Origin of the sequence: Streptomyces sp. ISL-10, assembly GCF_018614575.1 — a bacterium.
Taxonomy (GTDB): domain Bacteria; phylum Actinomycetota; class Actinomycetes; order Streptomycetales; family Streptomycetaceae; genus Streptomyces.
Window position 1 is genome coordinate 258,536 of sequence record NZ_JAGGOJ010000011.1, and the last position, 16,003, is coordinate 274,538.

The following is a 16,003-nucleotide window of genomic DNA, read 5'->3' on the forward strand; positions in this document are numbered from 1 at the left end:
CAGCCAGGCATCTACCTGGCAGGAGGGCGGGATCTGGGGCGGGTCGGGCCCCTGGCGCTGAAATCAGCAGGAGGTCCAGTGCTGCCGCCCGCCCCTCCGTGGGGCGGGCGGTAGATTTGCTCCACCGGAACCTGTGGCCACGGCGGTTGGCCACTCGTGGATCCGAGAAATGGTGTATCCCGATGGAACTTCAAGAACGACTCATTCGTGCCGTAATCGATGATACCGGCATATCGGAAATGTCGTGCGAGTGCGGAAAACCTGCACGCCACGTGATCGACGAGTTCCTCGACGCTCTGGACCGTGACCCTGGGAGTGTTGTCGAGCGGGACTGGATGGAAGGGCATGTCCTCATCCAGTCGTTCATGATGCGATCGGCGCCTGCCGTCGCGAACATCCTCATGGCAGCCCTGTCGCACTATGTCTCCGGAGACGCGAGGAAGGCCCTTCTGGAATCTCTCCTCTACCTGTCGGGTGGGGACTCCGAGGAGCTGGTCGCTCAATGCCAGGAGGTGATTGTCCGCGGTGCCTGGATATTCCTGGAGGAGATCTCTTCCGGCAGGTCGGTTGCGTGTGCTTCCTACGCCTTCGAAATCCTTGAAGCGCTTGATGAGGACGAGTGGGTGAGGATGGCGCGGACCCGGTTCGTCGACCTCCTGCCGGCGGAAATGCTCGACCCCGACCATCGGTGATGAACCTGTGCGTCTCCCGTGCGGCGGAGCCGCATGTCGATCCTGCGGGAAGGGGCGGGGTGGGGAAGCGCCCCGCGCGAGCGGACACGCATCCCCGACCCCGCCCCCATGGTCAGGCCGTGTCGTGCGACGGCACCGGACGGCGGTGGCGGCCGTGCGCCGGCGCCGCCCCGTCCTCCGCCGTGGCCGGCCCGCCCCGATGCCTCCCTGCGCCGCCGGCGCCGGCCCGTATCGCGTCCGCCGGCTGCGGGCGCTCCTGGGCCGTGTCGGTTCGGACTTCATACATGTGAGAACTTCACCCCGTTGCGATCGCTGATGCCCTGTCAAAGAGCCCCGGCAGCACGCTCCTTGCCCGTCACCGTCGGTACACGGGCGGTGCGGCTGGGTAGCCCCGGCGAAAGAGTTTAACCACGGGCCGCACGGCCGCTGAGAGGTGCCTGCTGCAAGGGAACCGGCTGGCACACAACAGGACTCCCGGACGCCTCGCACGGTTGCCCACCTGCGCGTTCCACTTGTGCCGGTTCTGTGACCGGGCCTCTGTCGAGGCTCCGCATGGTCTTCGCATCCGCCAGGCCGAAGGTTTCTGCACATCCGCCCCGAGCCGACCCGCCCCCGGACGGCCCGCCCCGAGCGGACCCGCCCCCGGCCGCCGAGCCCCCGTCCTTCGGCGTGTCCGTCGGCGCCGGCACGTGCGCCACGCCGCACGGCACCTCGCGCGTCTGGTACGGAAGGTGCAGCACCCCGTCGCGGCTCCATGTACCCGATCCCGCCAACCACCCCTGTGGTGGTGCCAGTTGGTGCACTCGGCGGCCCGCGGGACGCCATACGCCCACCCAGCTGCCCGCCGCGCCATCGATCCGCAGCGCCACCGCGCACGTCTCCGGTGTCAGCACCTGCCCCGGCTGCACGGCGATCGGCGTCACCAGCGCGTCCGGCAGTCGCAGACTCCGTGGGAACCGCACCGGCCGCAGGCTGCCCAGGACGCCCCAGCCGAGCCTGTCCTGGTCCGCGCCCGGTGCGTTCGAACGGATCAGCAGCAGGCCGCTGTCGGCGTCCGCCAGCAGCAGCCGGTCGTCGCTGTTCTCGGTGATCTGCAGCAGCGGGCTCACCTCCCCGCCGCGCGCCAGATCGACCGCCACCGTCTTCACCGGCCCGCCCGGCTGCCGGTGGTCGAGGGCGAGCATTCGTCCCGTACGGTCCAGCCACACACCGCCCGAGCAGTGCCCAGGCACTTCCGCGATGTGCTCGGGACCGAACGCCCCGCCCGCCACCAGCCAGATGCCCGTTGAGGTGCCGCCCGGCGTCAGGGCGTAGACGTGCGCACCGTCCGGCGAGGGCGGCAGCAGTGTCAACTCCCTGGCCGTCACGGCCCCGACGGCCAGTTCACCGGTTCCCGGCCCGGTCGGGTACAGCAGCGAGAACGTGTACCGCTCCCCGGTCCGGCGGCTGATCAGCACCCGCCCGTCGGTCAGCGGCTGCACCTCGGTGTCGCGCTGCTCGGGCTGGTCCAGCGGCAGCGGTACGGCATACGGCTCCGGGCCGTCGAGCGTCCAGCGCTCGGGGAACAGCGCGTCGCCGGTTCCGGCGAGCCGGGCCGCGTACGTCCCGTCCGCGGTGATCGTGAACCCCGTACTCGCCACCGCCCTTACCTCTGCGGCGGTTTCGATGGCACAGGCAGTCATCGATACGTCACCTCCGGTCGTCGACGCTAGGTTTCGCACTACCTGCCCAAGACCGCGCGACACGTGACTTCACACATAAGGGTGGCCATGCCCGGATTTTCCTGAGGCGGAGGGGGTGGTTGTGCTCTGCACGGGGTGAGCGTTTAAGGTAAGGCACCCCTAAGTTCGCTCCCCTCCCCAGGAGTCGTCATGTCCCTACGCCGCCGCGGCGCAGCCGCAGCAGTCGCTCTCGCCGCCGCCCTGTCCCTCGCCGCCTGCGGCGCCGCGTCGGAGGCGGGCGGCACGGACAAGGCGAAGGGCGGCGGCCAGACCGGCGCGGGCGGCAAGAAGTCCGTCGCGCAGGGCGGTGAGGACTTCTCCGACGCCGCGCGGCAGACGGCGGCGATGGGCACGGACGCGAAGCCGGGCGAGTTCCCGCGCACCATCACCCACGCGCTCGGCAAGACGGAGCTGAAGTCCGCGCCCATGCGGGTCGTGGTCCTCGACGTCGGTGAGCTCGACAACGTCGCCTCCCTCGGTGTCAAGCCCGTCGGCTACGCGCCGACCGAGGGGGACGACGGCATCCCCGGCTACCTGAAGAAGGCGGCGGGCAGCCCCAAGAGCGTCGGCACGATCAACAGCCTCAACCTGGAGGCGATCGCCGGTCTCAAGCCGGACCTGATCCTCGGCAGCCAGCTGCGCGCGGCCGACAAGTACGACGAGCTGTCCGAGATCGCCCCGACGGTCTTCTCCATCCGCCCCGGCTTCACCTGGAAGGAGAACTACCTCCTCAACGCCGCCGCGCTCGACCGGACCGCGGAGGCGAAGGCGCAGCTGGGCGCGTACGAGAAGAAGGCGAAGCAGCTGGGTACGGACATCGGCGATAAGAAGCCGACGGTCACGATGCTGCGCTACATGCCGGGGAAGATCCGCCTGTACGCGCAGGCGTCCTTCATCGGCACCATCCTGCGCGACGCGGGCATCCCGCGGCCGGCGAACCAGCAGATCGAGGATCTGGCGGTCGAGATCAGCCCGGAGAAGATGGACCAGGCGGACGCTGACTGGATCTTCGCCGGCGTCTACGGCGACCCGTCCAAGACCCAGCGGGACACGGCCCGCTCCAACCCGCTGTGGAAGAACCTGAAGGCGGTCAAGGCCGGTCAGGCGAAGGACGTCCCGGACGAGACCTGGTACCTGGGCCTCGGCGTGACGGCGGCGAACGAGGTCCTCGACGACCTGCGCGGCTTCCTGGCGAAGTAGCTCCACGACCCGGGCCCGTCCACCCAGGCGGGGTGGGCGGGCCCGGGCGCGTCCACCCCGGCGGGGGCGTCGGCCCGTACGCCGCGTGCCGGGCGCGGCCCCCGGCAGGGTGGACCCACGTCCCCTGCCCGCCCGGCCACCAGGCACCGGCGGCGCCGGACGGGCAAGCGCGGCAGCCGTGCGTACGGCGGGGTGCGGATGGGGGCCGCCCGGCCTGCCACCTAGGCGCGGGCCCCGCATCGGCAGCGGGTGTGTGCGGCGCTGCCCGCTGGCGCCGGGTGCTGGCGGCCCCGGGCGGGTTGGAGACCGTGCGCGGTGCTTGGCGAGGCGACGGGTCTCCGAGCTGGTGCCAAGTTCCGACGGCCCTGGTCGGGGTGGACGCGGGGTGCGCTTGCGGTCGGCGCGGTGCCCGGCCCGGACCCACGAGCACGGGACGCGGCGGTCGATGGGGTCGCGTAACCGCGGCGTCGCGGGCGCAGGCGGTGGTTCGGGTCAGGGCAGGTAGCCTTTCCCCCGTGCCCCGTCTGTCTGAAGTCATCAGCGCCCTCGACGCCCTCTGGCCCCCCGAGCGGGCCGAGGAGTGGGACGCGGTCGGCACGGTGTGCGGTGACCCCGACGCCGCGGTCACGCGCGTGCTGTTCGCCGTCGACCCCGTCCAGGACGTCGTCGACGAGGCGGTGCGGCTCGGTGCCGACCTGCTCGTCACCCACCACCCCCTCTATCTGCGCGGCACCACGACCGTCGCCGCCGGCCACTTCAAGGGCCGTGTCGTGCACACGTTGATCAAGAACGACATCGCGCTGCACGTCGCCCACACCAACGCCGACACCGCCGATCCCGGCGTCTCCGACGCCCTCGCGGGCGCCCTCGACCTGCGGGTCGTCGGGCCCCTCGTGCCCGACGCCACCGACGCGAACGGGCGCCGCGGCCTCGGGCGCATCTGCGAGCTCGACCACCCCGAGACGCTGCGCGACTTCGCCGCGCGCGCCGCCAAGCGGCTGCCCGCCACCGCGCAGGGCGTCCGCGTCGCGGGCGACCCGGACGCCCTCGTGCGCACCGTCGCCGTGAGCGGCGGTTCCGGCGACAGCCTCTTCGACCGGGTGCGGGCCGCCGGCGTGGACGCCTTCCTCACCGCCGACCTGCGCCACCACCCCGCGTCGGAGGCCACGCAGCACTCGCCGCTCGGGCTCGTCGACGCCGCCCACTGGGCCACCGAGTGGCCCTGGTGCGAGCAGGCCGCGGCGCAGCTCGACGAGATTTCCGACCGTCGCGGCTGGGACCTGCGGGTCCACGTCTCGAAGACGGTCACCGACCCCTGGTCCTCCCACCACGATTCCTCTGGAGCCCCCAACTGAACGCCGCGCCCGCCGACCAGATCCGACTCCTCGACGTCCAGGCCCTCGACATGCGCCTGTCGCGGCTCGCCCACCTGCGCAAGTCGCTGCCCGAGCACGCCGAGATCGAGTCGCTGAACAAGGACCTCACGCAGCTGCGCGACCTGCTCGTCGCCGCGCAGACGGAGGAGAGCGACACCGCCCGCGAGCAGATCAAGGCGGAGCAGGACGTGGACCAGGTGCGTCAGCGCGCCACCCGTGACCAGCAGCGCCTCGACTCCGGCGCGGTCACCTCGCCCAAGGACCTGGAGAACCTGCAGCACGAGATCGTCTCGCTCGCCAAGCGCCAGGGCGACCTCGAGGACGTCGTCCTGGAGGTCATGGAGCGCCGCGAGTCCGCGCAGGAGCGGGTCGCCGAACTGACCGAGCGCGTCTCGTCCGTGCAGGGCAAGGCCGACGCCGCGACGGCCCGGCGCGACTCCGCGCAGGCGGAGCTGGACGAGGAGGCGGCCTCGGTCGCCAAGGAGCGCGAGCTCGTGGCCGGTTCGGTGCCGGCCGACCTGCTGAAGCTGTACGAGAAGCTGCGGGTGCAGCAGGGCGGCGTCGGCGCGGCTCGCCTGTTCCAGCGCCGCTGCGAGGGCTGCCAGCTGGAGCTGAACATCACCGAGCTCAACGAGGTCCGCGCGGCCGCGCCCGACACGGTGCTGCGCTGCGAGAACTGCCGCCGCATCCTCGTCCGTACGTCGGAGTCGGGGCTGTAGTGCCGGAAGTGCGTGAATTCGTCGTCGAGGCCGACGGCGGCTCCCGGGGCAACCCGGGGCCGGCCGGCTACGGCGCCGTCGTGCTCGACCCGGTCACCGGCGAGACGCTCGCCGAGGCCGCCGCGTACATCGGGGTGGCGACCAACAACGTCGCCGAGTACAAGGGCCTGGTGGCCGGGCTCGAGGCGGCCCGGGAGCTGGACCCGGATGCGTTCGTACGGGTCCGCATGGACTCCAAGCTCGTCGTCGAGCAGATGTCCGGACGCTGGAAGATCAAGCACCCGGACATGAAGCCCCTGGCGGCCGAGGCGGCGGCGGTCTTCCCGCCGGCGCGCGTGACGTACGAGTGGATCCCGCGCGAGCGGAACAAGCACGCGGACCGGCTCGCCAACGAGGCGATGGACGCGGGCCGCAAGGGCCGCCAGTGGGAGCCGTCGCGTTCCACGGCGGCGCTGGACATCAGCCGGGACACCGAGGCGGCGCGCGTGGTGGGCGACGCGGCCGCGGGAGCGGCCAAGGCGCGGGCGGCGCTGGCCGGTACGGCGGGCGGCACGGCCCCCGTGCTCACGGCGGTTCCCGAAGCCGCCCCGACGACGACCCGGCCCGCCCCCGCGGCGGCCGCTGCCGCCCCTGCCCCGACCACGGGCTGGGGCGCGTCGGCGGACCTCGGCACACCGTCCACGTTCGTGCTGCTGCGCCACGGCGAGACCGCCCTCACCCCCGAGAAGCGCTTCTCTGGCAGCGGGGGCAGCGACCCGGTGCTGTCGGACGTCGGCCGCCACCAGGCGGAGGCGGTCGCCGCTGCACTGGCCGCGCGCGGCACGATCCAGACGGTCGTCAGCTCACCGCTGCGCCGCTGCCGCGAGACGGCGGAGATCGTGGCGGCCCGGCTGGGCCTCGACGTGATCGTCGACGAGGGGCTGCGGGAGACGGACTTCGGGGCGTGGGAGGGGCTGACGTTCGCGGAGGTCCGCGAGCGGTACCCCGACGACCTGGACGCGTGGCTGGCCTCGCCCAAGGCGGCCCCGACGGGCGGCGGCGAGAGCTTCGCCACGGTGACGCGGCGGGTGGCGTCGACGCGGGACAAACTGCTCGCCCGCCACCCGGGCCGTACGGTGCTGCTGGTCACGCACGTGACCCCGATCAAGACCCTGGCCCGCCTGGCCCTCGGCGCTCCGCCGGAGTCCTTGTTCCGCATGGAGCTGTCGGCGGCGTCGCTGTCGGCGCTGGCGTACTACGTGGACGGCAACGCGTCGCTCCGTCTCCTGAACGACACCTCCCACCTGCGCTGACCCGGCCCCTCGGCCGTCCCCGGCCGGACCCCTCGCCGCCCCCGGTCGGTCCGCTGTGTGCGTGCCGTGCCGGGGTGGCCGGGTGCCGTGCGGGCGACTTCGCCCGGACCCGTTGCCGCCCGGCGGCCGCTTCCGCCCCCGGGAAAGGCCATCCTCCGCCCCGGGAAATCCGCGCAGCCGCGCTGCCGTGACGGCAGGCAGGGGGCGCGCCCCTCGCGGCGGTGCGGGGTCCGGTTCCCTGACCCCGCCCGGGTCCGTCGCCGCACAAGAAAATCCCGCGCACCGGACCCCGCCCCGTAGCACCATCACCCCATGACCTGGCATCTCACCCACGACGTCGAGGAGTTCTGCCGCGAGGCGGGCGAGCACCTCGCGGCGGACCCCGTCGGCAACACCGCCCTGCTCACGGTCAGCGAGACCGTCCGCCGCCACGGACCGGACGCGTACGGGGACGGCGGCGGCCTGCCGGTCCGCTTCGGGTGGTGGCGGGACCGCGGCTCCGGTCCCGTGACGGCGGCCTTCGCCCAGACGCCCCCGCACCCGCCCCTCTTCGGGCCGGTCACCTCGCACCAGGCTCGCGAACTCGCCCGCGTGCTGCGCGCCGACGGGGCGGTGGCCAGTGGCGTGAGGGGCCCGGACGGCGGCGCCCAGGCGTTCGCCGACGAGTGGGCCGGGCCGGGGCGGTGGTCCGAGGCGGTGCGGTCGCGGCTGTTCCGCCTCGGTGGGTTGTGCCCGCCCGAGCAGCCGCCGCCGGGCCGCGCCCGGCGGGCGACCGAGGCGGACGTGGCGCAGGCGACCGCGTGGATGACGGGATTCGCCGCCGACACCGGCGCGAGCACCGACACCGATTACACCGCGAACATGGCGCGCCGCATCGCCGACGGCGGGTTGCATCTGTGGGAGGTGGACGGACGTCCCGTCTCCATGGCCGCGCACTCGCCGGTGCTCGCGGGCCAGTCGCGGATCGCGCCCGTGTACACCCCGCCCGCACTGCGCGGCCACGGCTATGCGGGCGCGGTGACCGCCGCGGCCAGCCGGGGGGCCCTGGACGCGGGCGCCGAGCAGGTGCTGCTGTTCGCCGATGTCGCCGATCCGGCGGCCAACCGCCTTTACGAGCGCCTTGGTTACCGTCCGCTCGCGCCGTACGTCGAGCTCGACTTCGCGGAGTAGGGCGCCGGAGGGGGCGTCAGGTCCGCGGTGTCCGGCCGGCGTCCCACCCCGGCAACCCCGGCAGCCCCGACGCCGTCCGGCCGGCGTCCTGGCCCCGCAGCCCCGACGCCTCACGCGCCAGCGCCTCCACCCGCCCCCAGTCCCGGGCCTGGAGCGCGTCGGCGGGCAGCATCCAGGTCCCGCCGACGCAGCCGACGTTCGGCAGTGCCAGATACGCGGGCGCCGACGCGAGCGAGACGCCGCCGGTCGGGCAGAAGCGTGCCGCGGGCAGCGGTCCGGCGAGGGACTTCAGGTACGCGGTGCCGCCAGCCGCCTCCGCCGGGAAGAACTTCATCTCGTGCACCCCGCACTCCAGCAGCGCCACGACCTCCGAGGCCGTCGAGACGCCGGGCAGGAACGGCACGCCCGAGCCGCGCATCGCCTCCAGCAGCGTGTCCGTCCAGCCGGGGCTGACCAGGAAGCGCGCCCCGGCCGCCACCGCCGCGGCCACGCCCTCCGGCGACACCACCGTGCCCGCGCCGACGAACGCGTCCGGCACCTCCGCCGCGATGGCCCGGATCGCGTCGAGCGCGCCCGGCGTACGCAGCGTCACCTCGATCGCGGGCAGCCCGCCGGCGACCAGGGCACGCGCCAGGGGGACGGCGTCGGCTGCGTTGTCGACCACGACGACGGGCAGCACGGGGGCCAGGTCGAGGACGGAGGGCGCGGCAGCGGCGGAGGGCACGGAGGTCATGCCGTCATCCTGCCCAGGAGGCACACATCACGCAACGAGCGTTGCGTAATGTGCAACGGCACCCTTCAGTGGATCTCCGACACCAGCACGTCGAGCTTCCCCGCCGCCTGCGTCTCCACCACGTACCCCAGATCCCGCAGCGCCTCCACCAGTGCCGCCGGCGTCTTCGGCGCGGCACCCGCCTCCAGCAGACTCCGCACGATCCGGCCCTTCGTCGCCTTGTTGAAGTGGCTGACCACCTTCCGGGTCGGCGCGTGCAGCACCCGCACCGTGGCCGTACGCCCCGCGACCTCCCCCTTCGGCCGCCACGCCGTCGCATAAGCCGACGACCGCAGGTCCAGGACGAGACCGTCCCCGGCCGCCTCCGGCAATACCGACGCCATCGGGCCGCGCCAGTACGCCCCGAGCGCACCCAGCCCGGGCAGCTTCACGCCCATCGAGCAGCGGTAGGAGGGGATACGGTCGCCGACGCGCACCGCGCCCCACAGCCCGGAGAACACCAGGAGCGACTGGCGCGCCCGCCTGCGGGCGGCGTCGTCCAACGTGGCCAGGCCCAGCGCGTCGTACAGAACGCCCGTGTAGATCTCACCGGCGGGGCGCGCACCGGCTGTGCGCAGCTCGGCGTTCTTCGCGATCTCGCCGCGCAGCCCGTCGCTCAGCCCCAGGACCTCCTGCGCCTTGGCCTCGTCGGCGGCGCACAGCTCGACCAGCTCGTCCAGGACGGCGGCCCGTGCCCCGGCGAGCCCCGGCAGGGACAGCGACTCGGGCTTCAGGGGCGCCCCGCGGCCGGAAGCGGCCTTGCCCTCCGACGGCGGCAACAGCACGAGCACGGCAGATCTCCTTCATGACGTACGGGGGCGGGGGTGTGGCCCCCGCGCCAGCCTACAAAGCGCAAAGGCCGCCGAAATGCCACGGCCCCCGCCCCGCCATACGCTCGGTCCATGCCCCGCCGCCCCATCCGTCTGACCGGCGCAGCCGAGACCCCGCCGCTGCGCACCGCCCTGCGCGAACTGCGTGCGTCGCTCGGAGTGTCCGCGGACTTCCCGGCGGAGGTACTGGCCGAGGCGGACGGGGCCGTGCGGGAACCCGTGCTGCCGCCGCTCGACGAGACCGGCATCCCGTTCTTCACCATCGACCCGCCCGGCTCGGTCGACCTCGACCAGGCGATGCACCTCTCCCGGCGCGAGGGCGGTGGTTTCCGCGTCCACTACGCGATCGCGGACGTGGGCGCGTTCGTCAGGCCCGGCGGGCGGCTGGACGCAGAGGCCCACCGCCGGGTGCAGACCCTGTACTTCCCCGACGGGAAGGTCCCGCTGCACCCGCCGCAGCTCTCGGAGGGCGCGGCCAGTCTGCTCCCCGGCCAGACCGCGCCCGCCCTGCTGTGGCGCATCGACCTGGACGCCGAGGGCCGCACCGTGACGACGGACGTGCGCAGGGCCCTGGTGCGCAGCCGGGCCAGGTTCGACTACGCGGGCGTGCAGCAGCGGATCGACAAGGGCACGGCCGAGGCGCCTCTTGCCCTCCTTCAGGAGATCGGGACCCTGCGCGAGGCGCTGGAGGTCGAGCGCGGCGGCATCTCCCTCAACGTCCCCGAGCAGGAGGTCGTCCCCCGGTCGTCCCCCGCCGCGGAGCCGGGAAGGGAGCCGGGGCCGCAGCAGGGAGGGGAGACGTACGCCCTCGAATACCGCGCTCCGCTGCCCGCCGAGGCGTGGAACGCGCAGATCTCCCTGCTGACCGGCATGGCCGCGGCCGATCTGATGGTCGCGTACGGCACCGGCATCCTGCGCACGCTGCCCACCGCCCCGGACGGTGCGGTGGCCCGGCTGCGCCGCTCGGCGACCGCGCTGCACATCGACTGGCCACACCACGTCTCGTACGCGCAACTGGTGCGCTCGCTCGACCCGCACAACGGCCGTCATGCAGCGTTCCTGCAGGACTGCACGACGCTGCTGCGGGGCGCGGGCTACACCGTCTTCACCGGGGGCGTGCTGCCCGCGCCCGCCGTGCACGCGGCCGTCGCCGATGAGTACACGCACTGCACCGCGCCCCTGCGGCGCCTCGTGGACCGCTATGCCGGAGAGCTGTGCCGCGCGGCGGTGGCGGGGCAGGAGCCGCCTCAGTGGGTGAGCGAGGCGCTGCAGGCGCTGCCGAAGGAGATGGCCGAGGGCGCCCGGCGCGCGGGCGCGGCGGAACGCGGCTGTGTCGACATCGTGGAGGCGGCCGTGTTGCGCGACCGGATCGGCGAGGTCTTCGACGCGGTCGTGGTCGACGTGAAGGAGAACGAGCCTGCCGTCGGCACCGTGCACCTTCAGGACCCGGCGGTGGTGGCCCGGGTGGAGAGCGACGGAGCCGACCTGCCCCTGGGCGAGCGGATACGGGTGCGGCTCACCCGGGCCGACCCGGTGGCGGCGACGGTGCTGTTCGCGCCCGCGTGACGGCCTCCCACAGGGCACCGGCGAAGGCGCGGGCGTCGTCGGCATGGCAGCGGACGACCCGGACCGGCCGCTCCCGGCCCAGCAGTCCCGTGAACGCCACCGGCTCGGACAGCTCCAGCGTCACCGACGTCTGCGCGGCCACCGTCAGATCGAGGACGCCGTCCCGCTTCGCGTGCGTGAACAGCAGGTCATGTCGTACGGCGGCGATCCGGTCCAGCGGTATCAGCAGGTCCACATGGCCGGCCTGGCGCAGCCGCAGCGCCTGTGCGGACAGCACATGGGGGCGGGTCACCGAGGCGGCGTGCAGCCCGATCACGAACACGACTGTGTACACGTCCACGAAGAGCATCACGGCGTGCATCGCCGGCCGGTCCTTCAGCAGATACGACACGGCCAGCGTCTCCACGAGGCACACGAACGCGAAGCCGTACATCGGCGCCGCCTGGTCCCGGGCGTGTCCGAAGGGGCGCTCTCCCGGGCCGACGCCGTGGCGACGTCGCGCGGCCCAAAGCACCAGGCTGAGCATCAGGCGCAGCTCGTGACCCACGAGCCGGCGGACCACGGACACCGGCCGGTTCACCGGACACGCTCCACGGCCAGGCCCAGCGCCCGCGTCACGACCGCGGCCTGGGCGGGGGAGAAGTCCGCCAGGCAGGTGTCCATGAGACCGCCCTCCGGGGGCCGGCCGCCCTGCTCCAGCACTTCGCGGGGGAGCAGGGCGGCCAGCTCCTGCGCTGCCTCCTCGACCCGGGCGTCGGCCGGGTCCGCGTCCACGAGCGCGTCGAGCCGCTCGTACACGGCGTAGGCACGCTCCATCGCGCCGGGCGCCTCGGTCATCCTGCGCATCGCCCCCATCAGCCGCTCCTGCTCGGCGTCGGGCGCCACGGTGTCCAGCAGCGCCAGCAACTCCCGGTCCCTGGCGGCCATCGCGGGCTCCGGCCCGGGCCGCCGGGCCGACGCGCGCGCCATTTCCCCGAACAGCTCCGCCAGCCGCGGAGACACCGGCCCCTCGGCGGTCAGCCGCCCCTCCCTCGCCTGCTCGAGAAGCTCGGCCAGCCGCGCGCGCCGCTCACGCAGGAGCGCCTCCTGCCGCGCGAGGTCCTCGTCGAGCTCTTCCAGCACCTCGACGAGATCCCGCCCGGCGTCGTCGGCGAGGACGTCGCGCACCTCGTGGAGCCCGAGCCCCAACTCGGTCAGGCGCCGGATGCGGGCGAGGAGGACGGCGTCGCGGACGGTGTAGTCCCGGTAGCCGTTGGCCCGGCGGACGGGCTCGGGCAGCAGTCCGAGGTGGTGGTAGTGCCGCACGGCCCGCGCGGTCACCCCGACGAGTGCGGCGATCTCTCCGATACGCATGCCGTCAGTAGAAACGCTGACCTTGCGGCAAGGTCAAGCGCCGCCTCGACAGGGCGGCCCGCCTGCTCCGGAACGCCGGGTAGCATGGTCGACACGGCAGACGAGCCGGGCGGACGGCCGCGTGGAGGTTCTTGTGGATCTCCCCGAGGAACGTCCGGGCTCCACAGGGCAGGGTGGTGGGTAACGCCCACCCGGGGTGACCCGCGGGACAGTGCCACAGAAAGCAGACCGCCGGGGACCTCGGTCCTCGGTAAGGGTGAAACGGTGGTGTAAGAGACCACCAGCGCCTGAGGTGACTCAGGCGGCTCGGTAAACCCCACCCGGAGCAAGGTCAAGAGGGGTCACTTCGGTGGCCCTGCGCGGACGTTCGAGGGCTGCCCGCCCGAGTCCGCGGGTAGACCGCACGAGGCTGGCGGCAACGCCGGTCCTAGATGGATGGCCGTCGCCCTGACGACCGCGAGGTCCCGGGGCACAGAACCCGGCGTACAGCCCGACTCGTCTGCCCCCTAGGGCTTCTGACCAGTGAAAACGCAGGTCAAGGGCCTTCTTCTTACGAATCGAAGGGCCCTGCCGGACACGGTTTCACACCGGTACATACGGGACCGCGCGGCTACGTACGTAGCCATGAAAGTAGCCATGCCTCGTGGGGCTAGGTGGGCGTCGGCGGGGCCGGGGAGCGCCCCCGGCCAGGTGCTTGCCTGGTCAGGGGCCTTTTCGGCGCTGGAGTGGGCGGCGAAGCTGGCTCGCGGTACGTCGTCCATCGTGCTTCCTACGAGCTGGGAGGCGACTTCCTCGGAGGGTAGCGGTTCAGGCGAGCCAATGCTCCCAGCGCAGCAACGGGCTGCTGTCGATCCAGTACAGGTGCGATCTGTCGGTGACGCGGAGCCGCACACCTTCGATACCTGGACTGCCCTTGTCCTGCCAGGCGACGAGGGCGCGCTCGATTTCGTCCCAGAGGGCCACGGGGCCGCCCTGGCGGACGGTCCAGCTCTCGCCGTCGGCGATGAACTCGGCGAACGACTCCCGTTCAGGGTCGAAGAAATACCGCAACGGTGCGCCGTCGCTGCGGGTGGCGCGAACGAACTGCGCTCCCGGTGCGGCGAGCTGTGTGAGGAAGGCGGGCATCCACTCCTCCAAGACGAGAGGAGACACCAGCGCGGGCCGGTCACTGTCCGCGTAGGCGGTGCGGGCGGAGAGGTCGCCGGCCAAGGGTGTCACCGTCTGGGCCCGCGCCTGCATGAAGGAGGAGCGTCCGATGATTGCGCCCTCGGCGGTACCGCCATCGCCGACGGTGAGCTTCGCCAGACCGGTTCCCCAAGGCCAGGAGCCGACCGTGCTGAGGACGATCCCACCAGGCTTCGTCTGCCGGACCCACGCGTACGGAATGCGGCGGACCGCGCAGGTGGCGATGACCCTGTCGTACGGCGCCCGGTGCGGATGGCCGAGGAGTCCGTCGCCCGTCACCGTCCACGTCGAGTAGCCGACGGTTTCCAGGGCGGCGTCGGCTCGCGCCGCCACCTGCGGATCGACCTCGATCGTGGTGACGTTGTCCTCGCCGAGGTAGTGGCACATCAGGGCCGTGGAGTAGCCGGTGCCCGTGCCGATCTCCAGGACGCGGTGTTCCGCCTTGAGGTCCAGGGCCTCGATCATGCCGACGACGGTGGTCGGGTCGGTTGAGGACGACGTGGGTGCGCCCGCGACGGGATTGCCGGTCTGGTCGGCGGTGAGGTGGCCGTCGAGCTGGGTGGTGAGGGTGTCGATGCTGTAGGCGATCTTCAGCCACTCGTTCGGGTCCGTACCGAGGGCAGTGACGGGCCGCCACGTTCGTCCCTCGTCGAGGAAGACTCCTGGATGGAGGAACTGCTCGCGCGGCACGGTCTCAACGGCGCCGCGCAGCCAGGAAGACTTCAGGACACCGTTGCTCTCGAGTAGTACGGCCATGCGGCGCCGCTCGAATGCCGAGTCGGTCATTGGCGGTCTCCTTGCATGAGTAGGTCGGCGAAGGCCGAGGACATCGGGAGGCCGGTCTCTGTCTCCAGCCACCCCCACTGCCCGTTGGGGTTCAGCTCCAGCCACCAGTAGTTCCCCGCTCGGTCCGCCGCGAGATCGAAGCTCCCTGATACCAGCTCCAGGTAGCGCAGGTAGGTGCGCAGTGCCTTGTCCACCCAGTCGGGGAGGTGCTCGATGGTGTACGTCAGGGCGTCGTAGTTCTTGCGCCAGTCCAGCAGTTCGGAGTCGATGCGTACGGCGAACGTGTGCCGGCCCACGATCAGAACACGGAGGTCGGCGACCTTGTCCACCCGTGCCTGGAACAGGTGCGGGGCAACACGAACACCGTCGTCGATCTCGTCGGCGGTGACTGGATCAGCCCATCCGGTCACCGGCACGCCCTCGCGCGTGTACGGGGTCCACCGCAGCGTCTTGAAGATCGCGTTCCTTTGTGTGCGGATGAACTCGCGTGCTTCAGATGGGTCGTTGGTAACGAGGGTGGGTGGGATGGTGAAGCCGAGCTGCTGGGCGAGAGCGAGCTGAGCGGGTTTGTAGTCGGCCGCGGCGATGCGCAACGGATGGTTGACCCAGAGCGGGCCGTCCAAGGCGTAGAGCGTGCCCCCAAGCCCGTAGCGGACCTGCATCGCCGCGAACCGGGAGTCGTCCGGAGACAGGTGGGGGAACGACGGCCACTCCGGGCGGCGCCAGTACACCGATCGGACGCGGGTCAGGTCGGCGGTTCTCGACGGGGTGCGCACCTGCCCGACCACAGGGGCCGGGCAGGTCCCGAACCGAGCCGAGACCGTGAGGTCCTCGCCGATGTCGGCGAGGTTGAACCGGACCACCGGCACATCGCGCCGGTTGAGCTCAGCGATCACCATGTCGGCGGTGATGTCGTCCGCCTCCGTGGCCACCAGGACCGGCCTCTTCTCGGTCATGGCCATCAGTCCTGGTTGCTGTCCTGATCGTGGCCCTGGTCGTTCCGGGAGTCCGAGTTCGTCGTCGTCGAGGTCTCGGTGCCGGAGCTGGTGCCGTGCTTGCCCATCTCGACCACCTGACCGGCGCGGTCGCGGAACACCCCGAGCTGCGTTGTGGGATCGATGGCGACCGTGGCGTGGGGTCGGCGGATGGTGGTCGGGTAGGGCGCGAGTCGGCCCGCGCCCCACGGCCGTGTGAGGGTGGGGACCGCGGCGGAGGTGGTCATGAGGCTCCTTGCGTTGAGATGAGAATGGTGCAGAAGCCACTCACCCCGGCTCGGGACATCCCCCGTAGGGAAGGGCCTGACCGAGGCGAGCAGGACTCGGAACGCCTGCCCCATGGGGA

General features: G+C 72.4%; 15 protein-coding genes and 1 other RNA gene. 8 read left to right on the forward strand and 8 right to left on the reverse strand.

Annotated elements, in window-relative coordinates; all coding sequences use genetic code 11:
- The first annotated feature begins 182 nt into the window (after positions 1 to 182).
- Complete coding sequence (locus J7E88_RS13835) at positions 183 to 692, forward strand: hypothetical protein (protein ID WP_215180644.1); 510 nt, start codon at positions 183 to 185, stop codon at positions 690 to 692.
- Between the two features lie 404 nt (positions 693 to 1,096).
- Here the strand turns inward: J7E88_RS13835 and J7E88_RS13840 are convergent, their stop codons facing one another.
- On the reverse strand, positions 1,097 to 2,374 hold the full coding sequence (locus J7E88_RS13840) for a hypothetical protein (protein WP_215180646.1): 1,278 nt from the start codon (positions 2,372 to 2,374) through the stop codon (positions 1,097 to 1,099).
- 189 nt (positions 2,375 to 2,563) lie between these two features.
- Here J7E88_RS13840 and J7E88_RS13845 point away from each other — a divergent pair, with 189 nt between their 5' ends.
- The 5 genes from J7E88_RS13845 to J7E88_RS13865 all read left to right on the forward strand — a co-directional run bounded on the left by J7E88_RS13845 (position 2,564) and on the right by J7E88_RS13865 (position 8,170).
- Positions 2,564 to 3,613 carry an ABC transporter substrate-binding protein gene (locus J7E88_RS13845; protein WP_215180648.1) on the forward strand — a complete coding sequence of 350 codons (1,050 nt, stop codon included), beginning with the start codon at positions 2,564 to 2,566 and terminating at the stop codon, positions 3,611 to 3,613.
- A gap of 515 nt (positions 3,614 to 4,128) precedes the next feature.
- A complete protein-coding gene (locus tag J7E88_RS13850) occupies positions 4,129 to 4,968 on the forward strand; it encodes a Nif3-like dinuclear metal center hexameric protein (RefSeq protein WP_215180650.1) in 840 nt (279 codons plus the stop codon).
- Positions 4,965 to 5,708, forward strand: a complete 744-nt coding sequence (locus tag J7E88_RS13855; RefSeq protein WP_215181506.1) for a zinc ribbon domain-containing protein — start codon at positions 4,965 to 4,967, stop codon at positions 5,706 to 5,708. Before J7E88_RS13850 ends, J7E88_RS13855 begins: the two co-directional genes overlap by 4 nt.
- A gap of 8 nt (positions 5,709 to 5,716) precedes the next feature.
- Positions 5,717 to 7,000 carry a bifunctional RNase H/acid phosphatase gene (locus J7E88_RS13860; RefSeq protein ID WP_215180652.1) on the forward strand — a complete coding sequence of 428 codons (1,284 nt, stop codon included), beginning with the start codon at positions 5,717 to 5,719 and terminating at the stop codon, positions 6,998 to 7,000.
- Positions 7,001 to 7,312: 312 nt separating this feature from the next.
- The gene (locus J7E88_RS13865) at positions 7,313 to 8,170 is read left to right on the forward strand and encodes a GNAT family N-acetyltransferase (protein ID WP_215180654.1); all 858 of its coding nucleotides are present in this window, start codon (positions 7,313 to 7,315) and stop codon (positions 8,168 to 8,170) included.
- 16 nt (positions 8,171 to 8,186) lie between these two features.
- On the opposite strand, the gene eda is transcribed toward J7E88_RS13865, so the two are convergent.
- Positions 8,187 to 8,903, reverse strand: a complete 717-nt coding sequence (gene eda, locus J7E88_RS13870) for a bifunctional 4-hydroxy-2-oxoglutarate aldolase/2-dehydro-3-deoxy-phosphogluconate aldolase (RefSeq protein ID WP_215180656.1) — start codon at positions 8,901 to 8,903, stop codon at positions 8,187 to 8,189.
- Positions 8,904 to 8,968: 65 nt separating this feature from the next.
- Positions 8,969 to 9,733, reverse strand: coding sequence for a peroxide stress protein YaaA (gene yaaA / locus J7E88_RS13875; RefSeq protein WP_215180657.1), 765 nt, complete (start codon positions 9,731 to 9,733; stop codon positions 8,969 to 8,971).
- Positions 9,734 to 9,844: 111 nt separating this feature from the next.
- Here yaaA and J7E88_RS13880 point away from each other — a divergent pair, with 111 nt between their 5' ends.
- Positions 9,845 to 11,338, forward strand: coding sequence for an RNB domain-containing ribonuclease (locus J7E88_RS13880; protein ID WP_215180659.1), 1,494 nt, complete (start codon positions 9,845 to 9,847; stop codon positions 11,336 to 11,338).
- Here the strand turns inward: J7E88_RS13880 and J7E88_RS13885 are convergent.
- Both J7E88_RS13885 and J7E88_RS13890 read right to left on the reverse strand, forming a co-directional pair.
- On the reverse strand, positions 11,289 to 11,918 hold the full coding sequence (locus tag J7E88_RS13885; protein WP_308307495.1) for a hypothetical protein: 630 nt from the start codon (positions 11,916 to 11,918) through the stop codon (positions 11,289 to 11,291). The two genes, J7E88_RS13880 and J7E88_RS13885, sit on opposite strands and share 50 nt — an antisense overlap.
- Positions 11,915 to 12,691 carry a MerR family transcriptional regulator gene (locus J7E88_RS13890; protein WP_215180661.1) on the reverse strand — a complete coding sequence of 259 codons (777 nt, stop codon included), beginning with the start codon at positions 12,689 to 12,691 and terminating at the stop codon, positions 11,915 to 11,917. The genes J7E88_RS13885 and J7E88_RS13890 overlap by 4 nt, the downstream gene beginning before the upstream one ends.
- Positions 12,692 to 12,792: 101 nt before the next feature.
- Between J7E88_RS13890 and rnpB the strand changes: the two genes are divergently transcribed.
- Positions 12,793 to 13,193, forward strand: an RNA gene (gene rnpB / locus J7E88_RS13895) — RNase P RNA component class A.
- Between the two features lie 305 nt (positions 13,194 to 13,498).
- Here the strand turns inward: rnpB and tgmC are convergent.
- From tgmC to tgmA, 3 genes are read right to left on the reverse strand one after another with little or no spacing between them, the layout of a single operon-like run.
- A complete protein-coding gene (gene tgmC / locus J7E88_RS13900; protein WP_215180663.1) occupies positions 13,499 to 14,662 on the reverse strand; it encodes an ATP-grasp peptide maturase system methyltransferase in 1,164 nt (387 codons plus the stop codon).
- On the reverse strand, positions 14,659 to 15,618 hold the full coding sequence (tgmB, locus tag J7E88_RS13905; RefSeq protein ID WP_215180666.1) for an ATP-grasp ribosomal peptide maturase: 960 nt from the start codon (positions 15,616 to 15,618) through the stop codon (positions 14,659 to 14,661). The genes tgmC and tgmB overlap by 4 nt, the downstream gene beginning before the upstream one ends.
- Positions 15,619 to 15,623: 5 nt before the next feature.
- A complete protein-coding gene (gene tgmA / locus J7E88_RS13910) occupies positions 15,624 to 15,884 on the reverse strand; it encodes a putative ATP-grasp-modified RiPP (RefSeq protein ID WP_215180667.1) in 261 nt (86 codons plus the stop codon).
- Positions 15,885 to 16,003 lie beyond the last annotated feature (119 nt).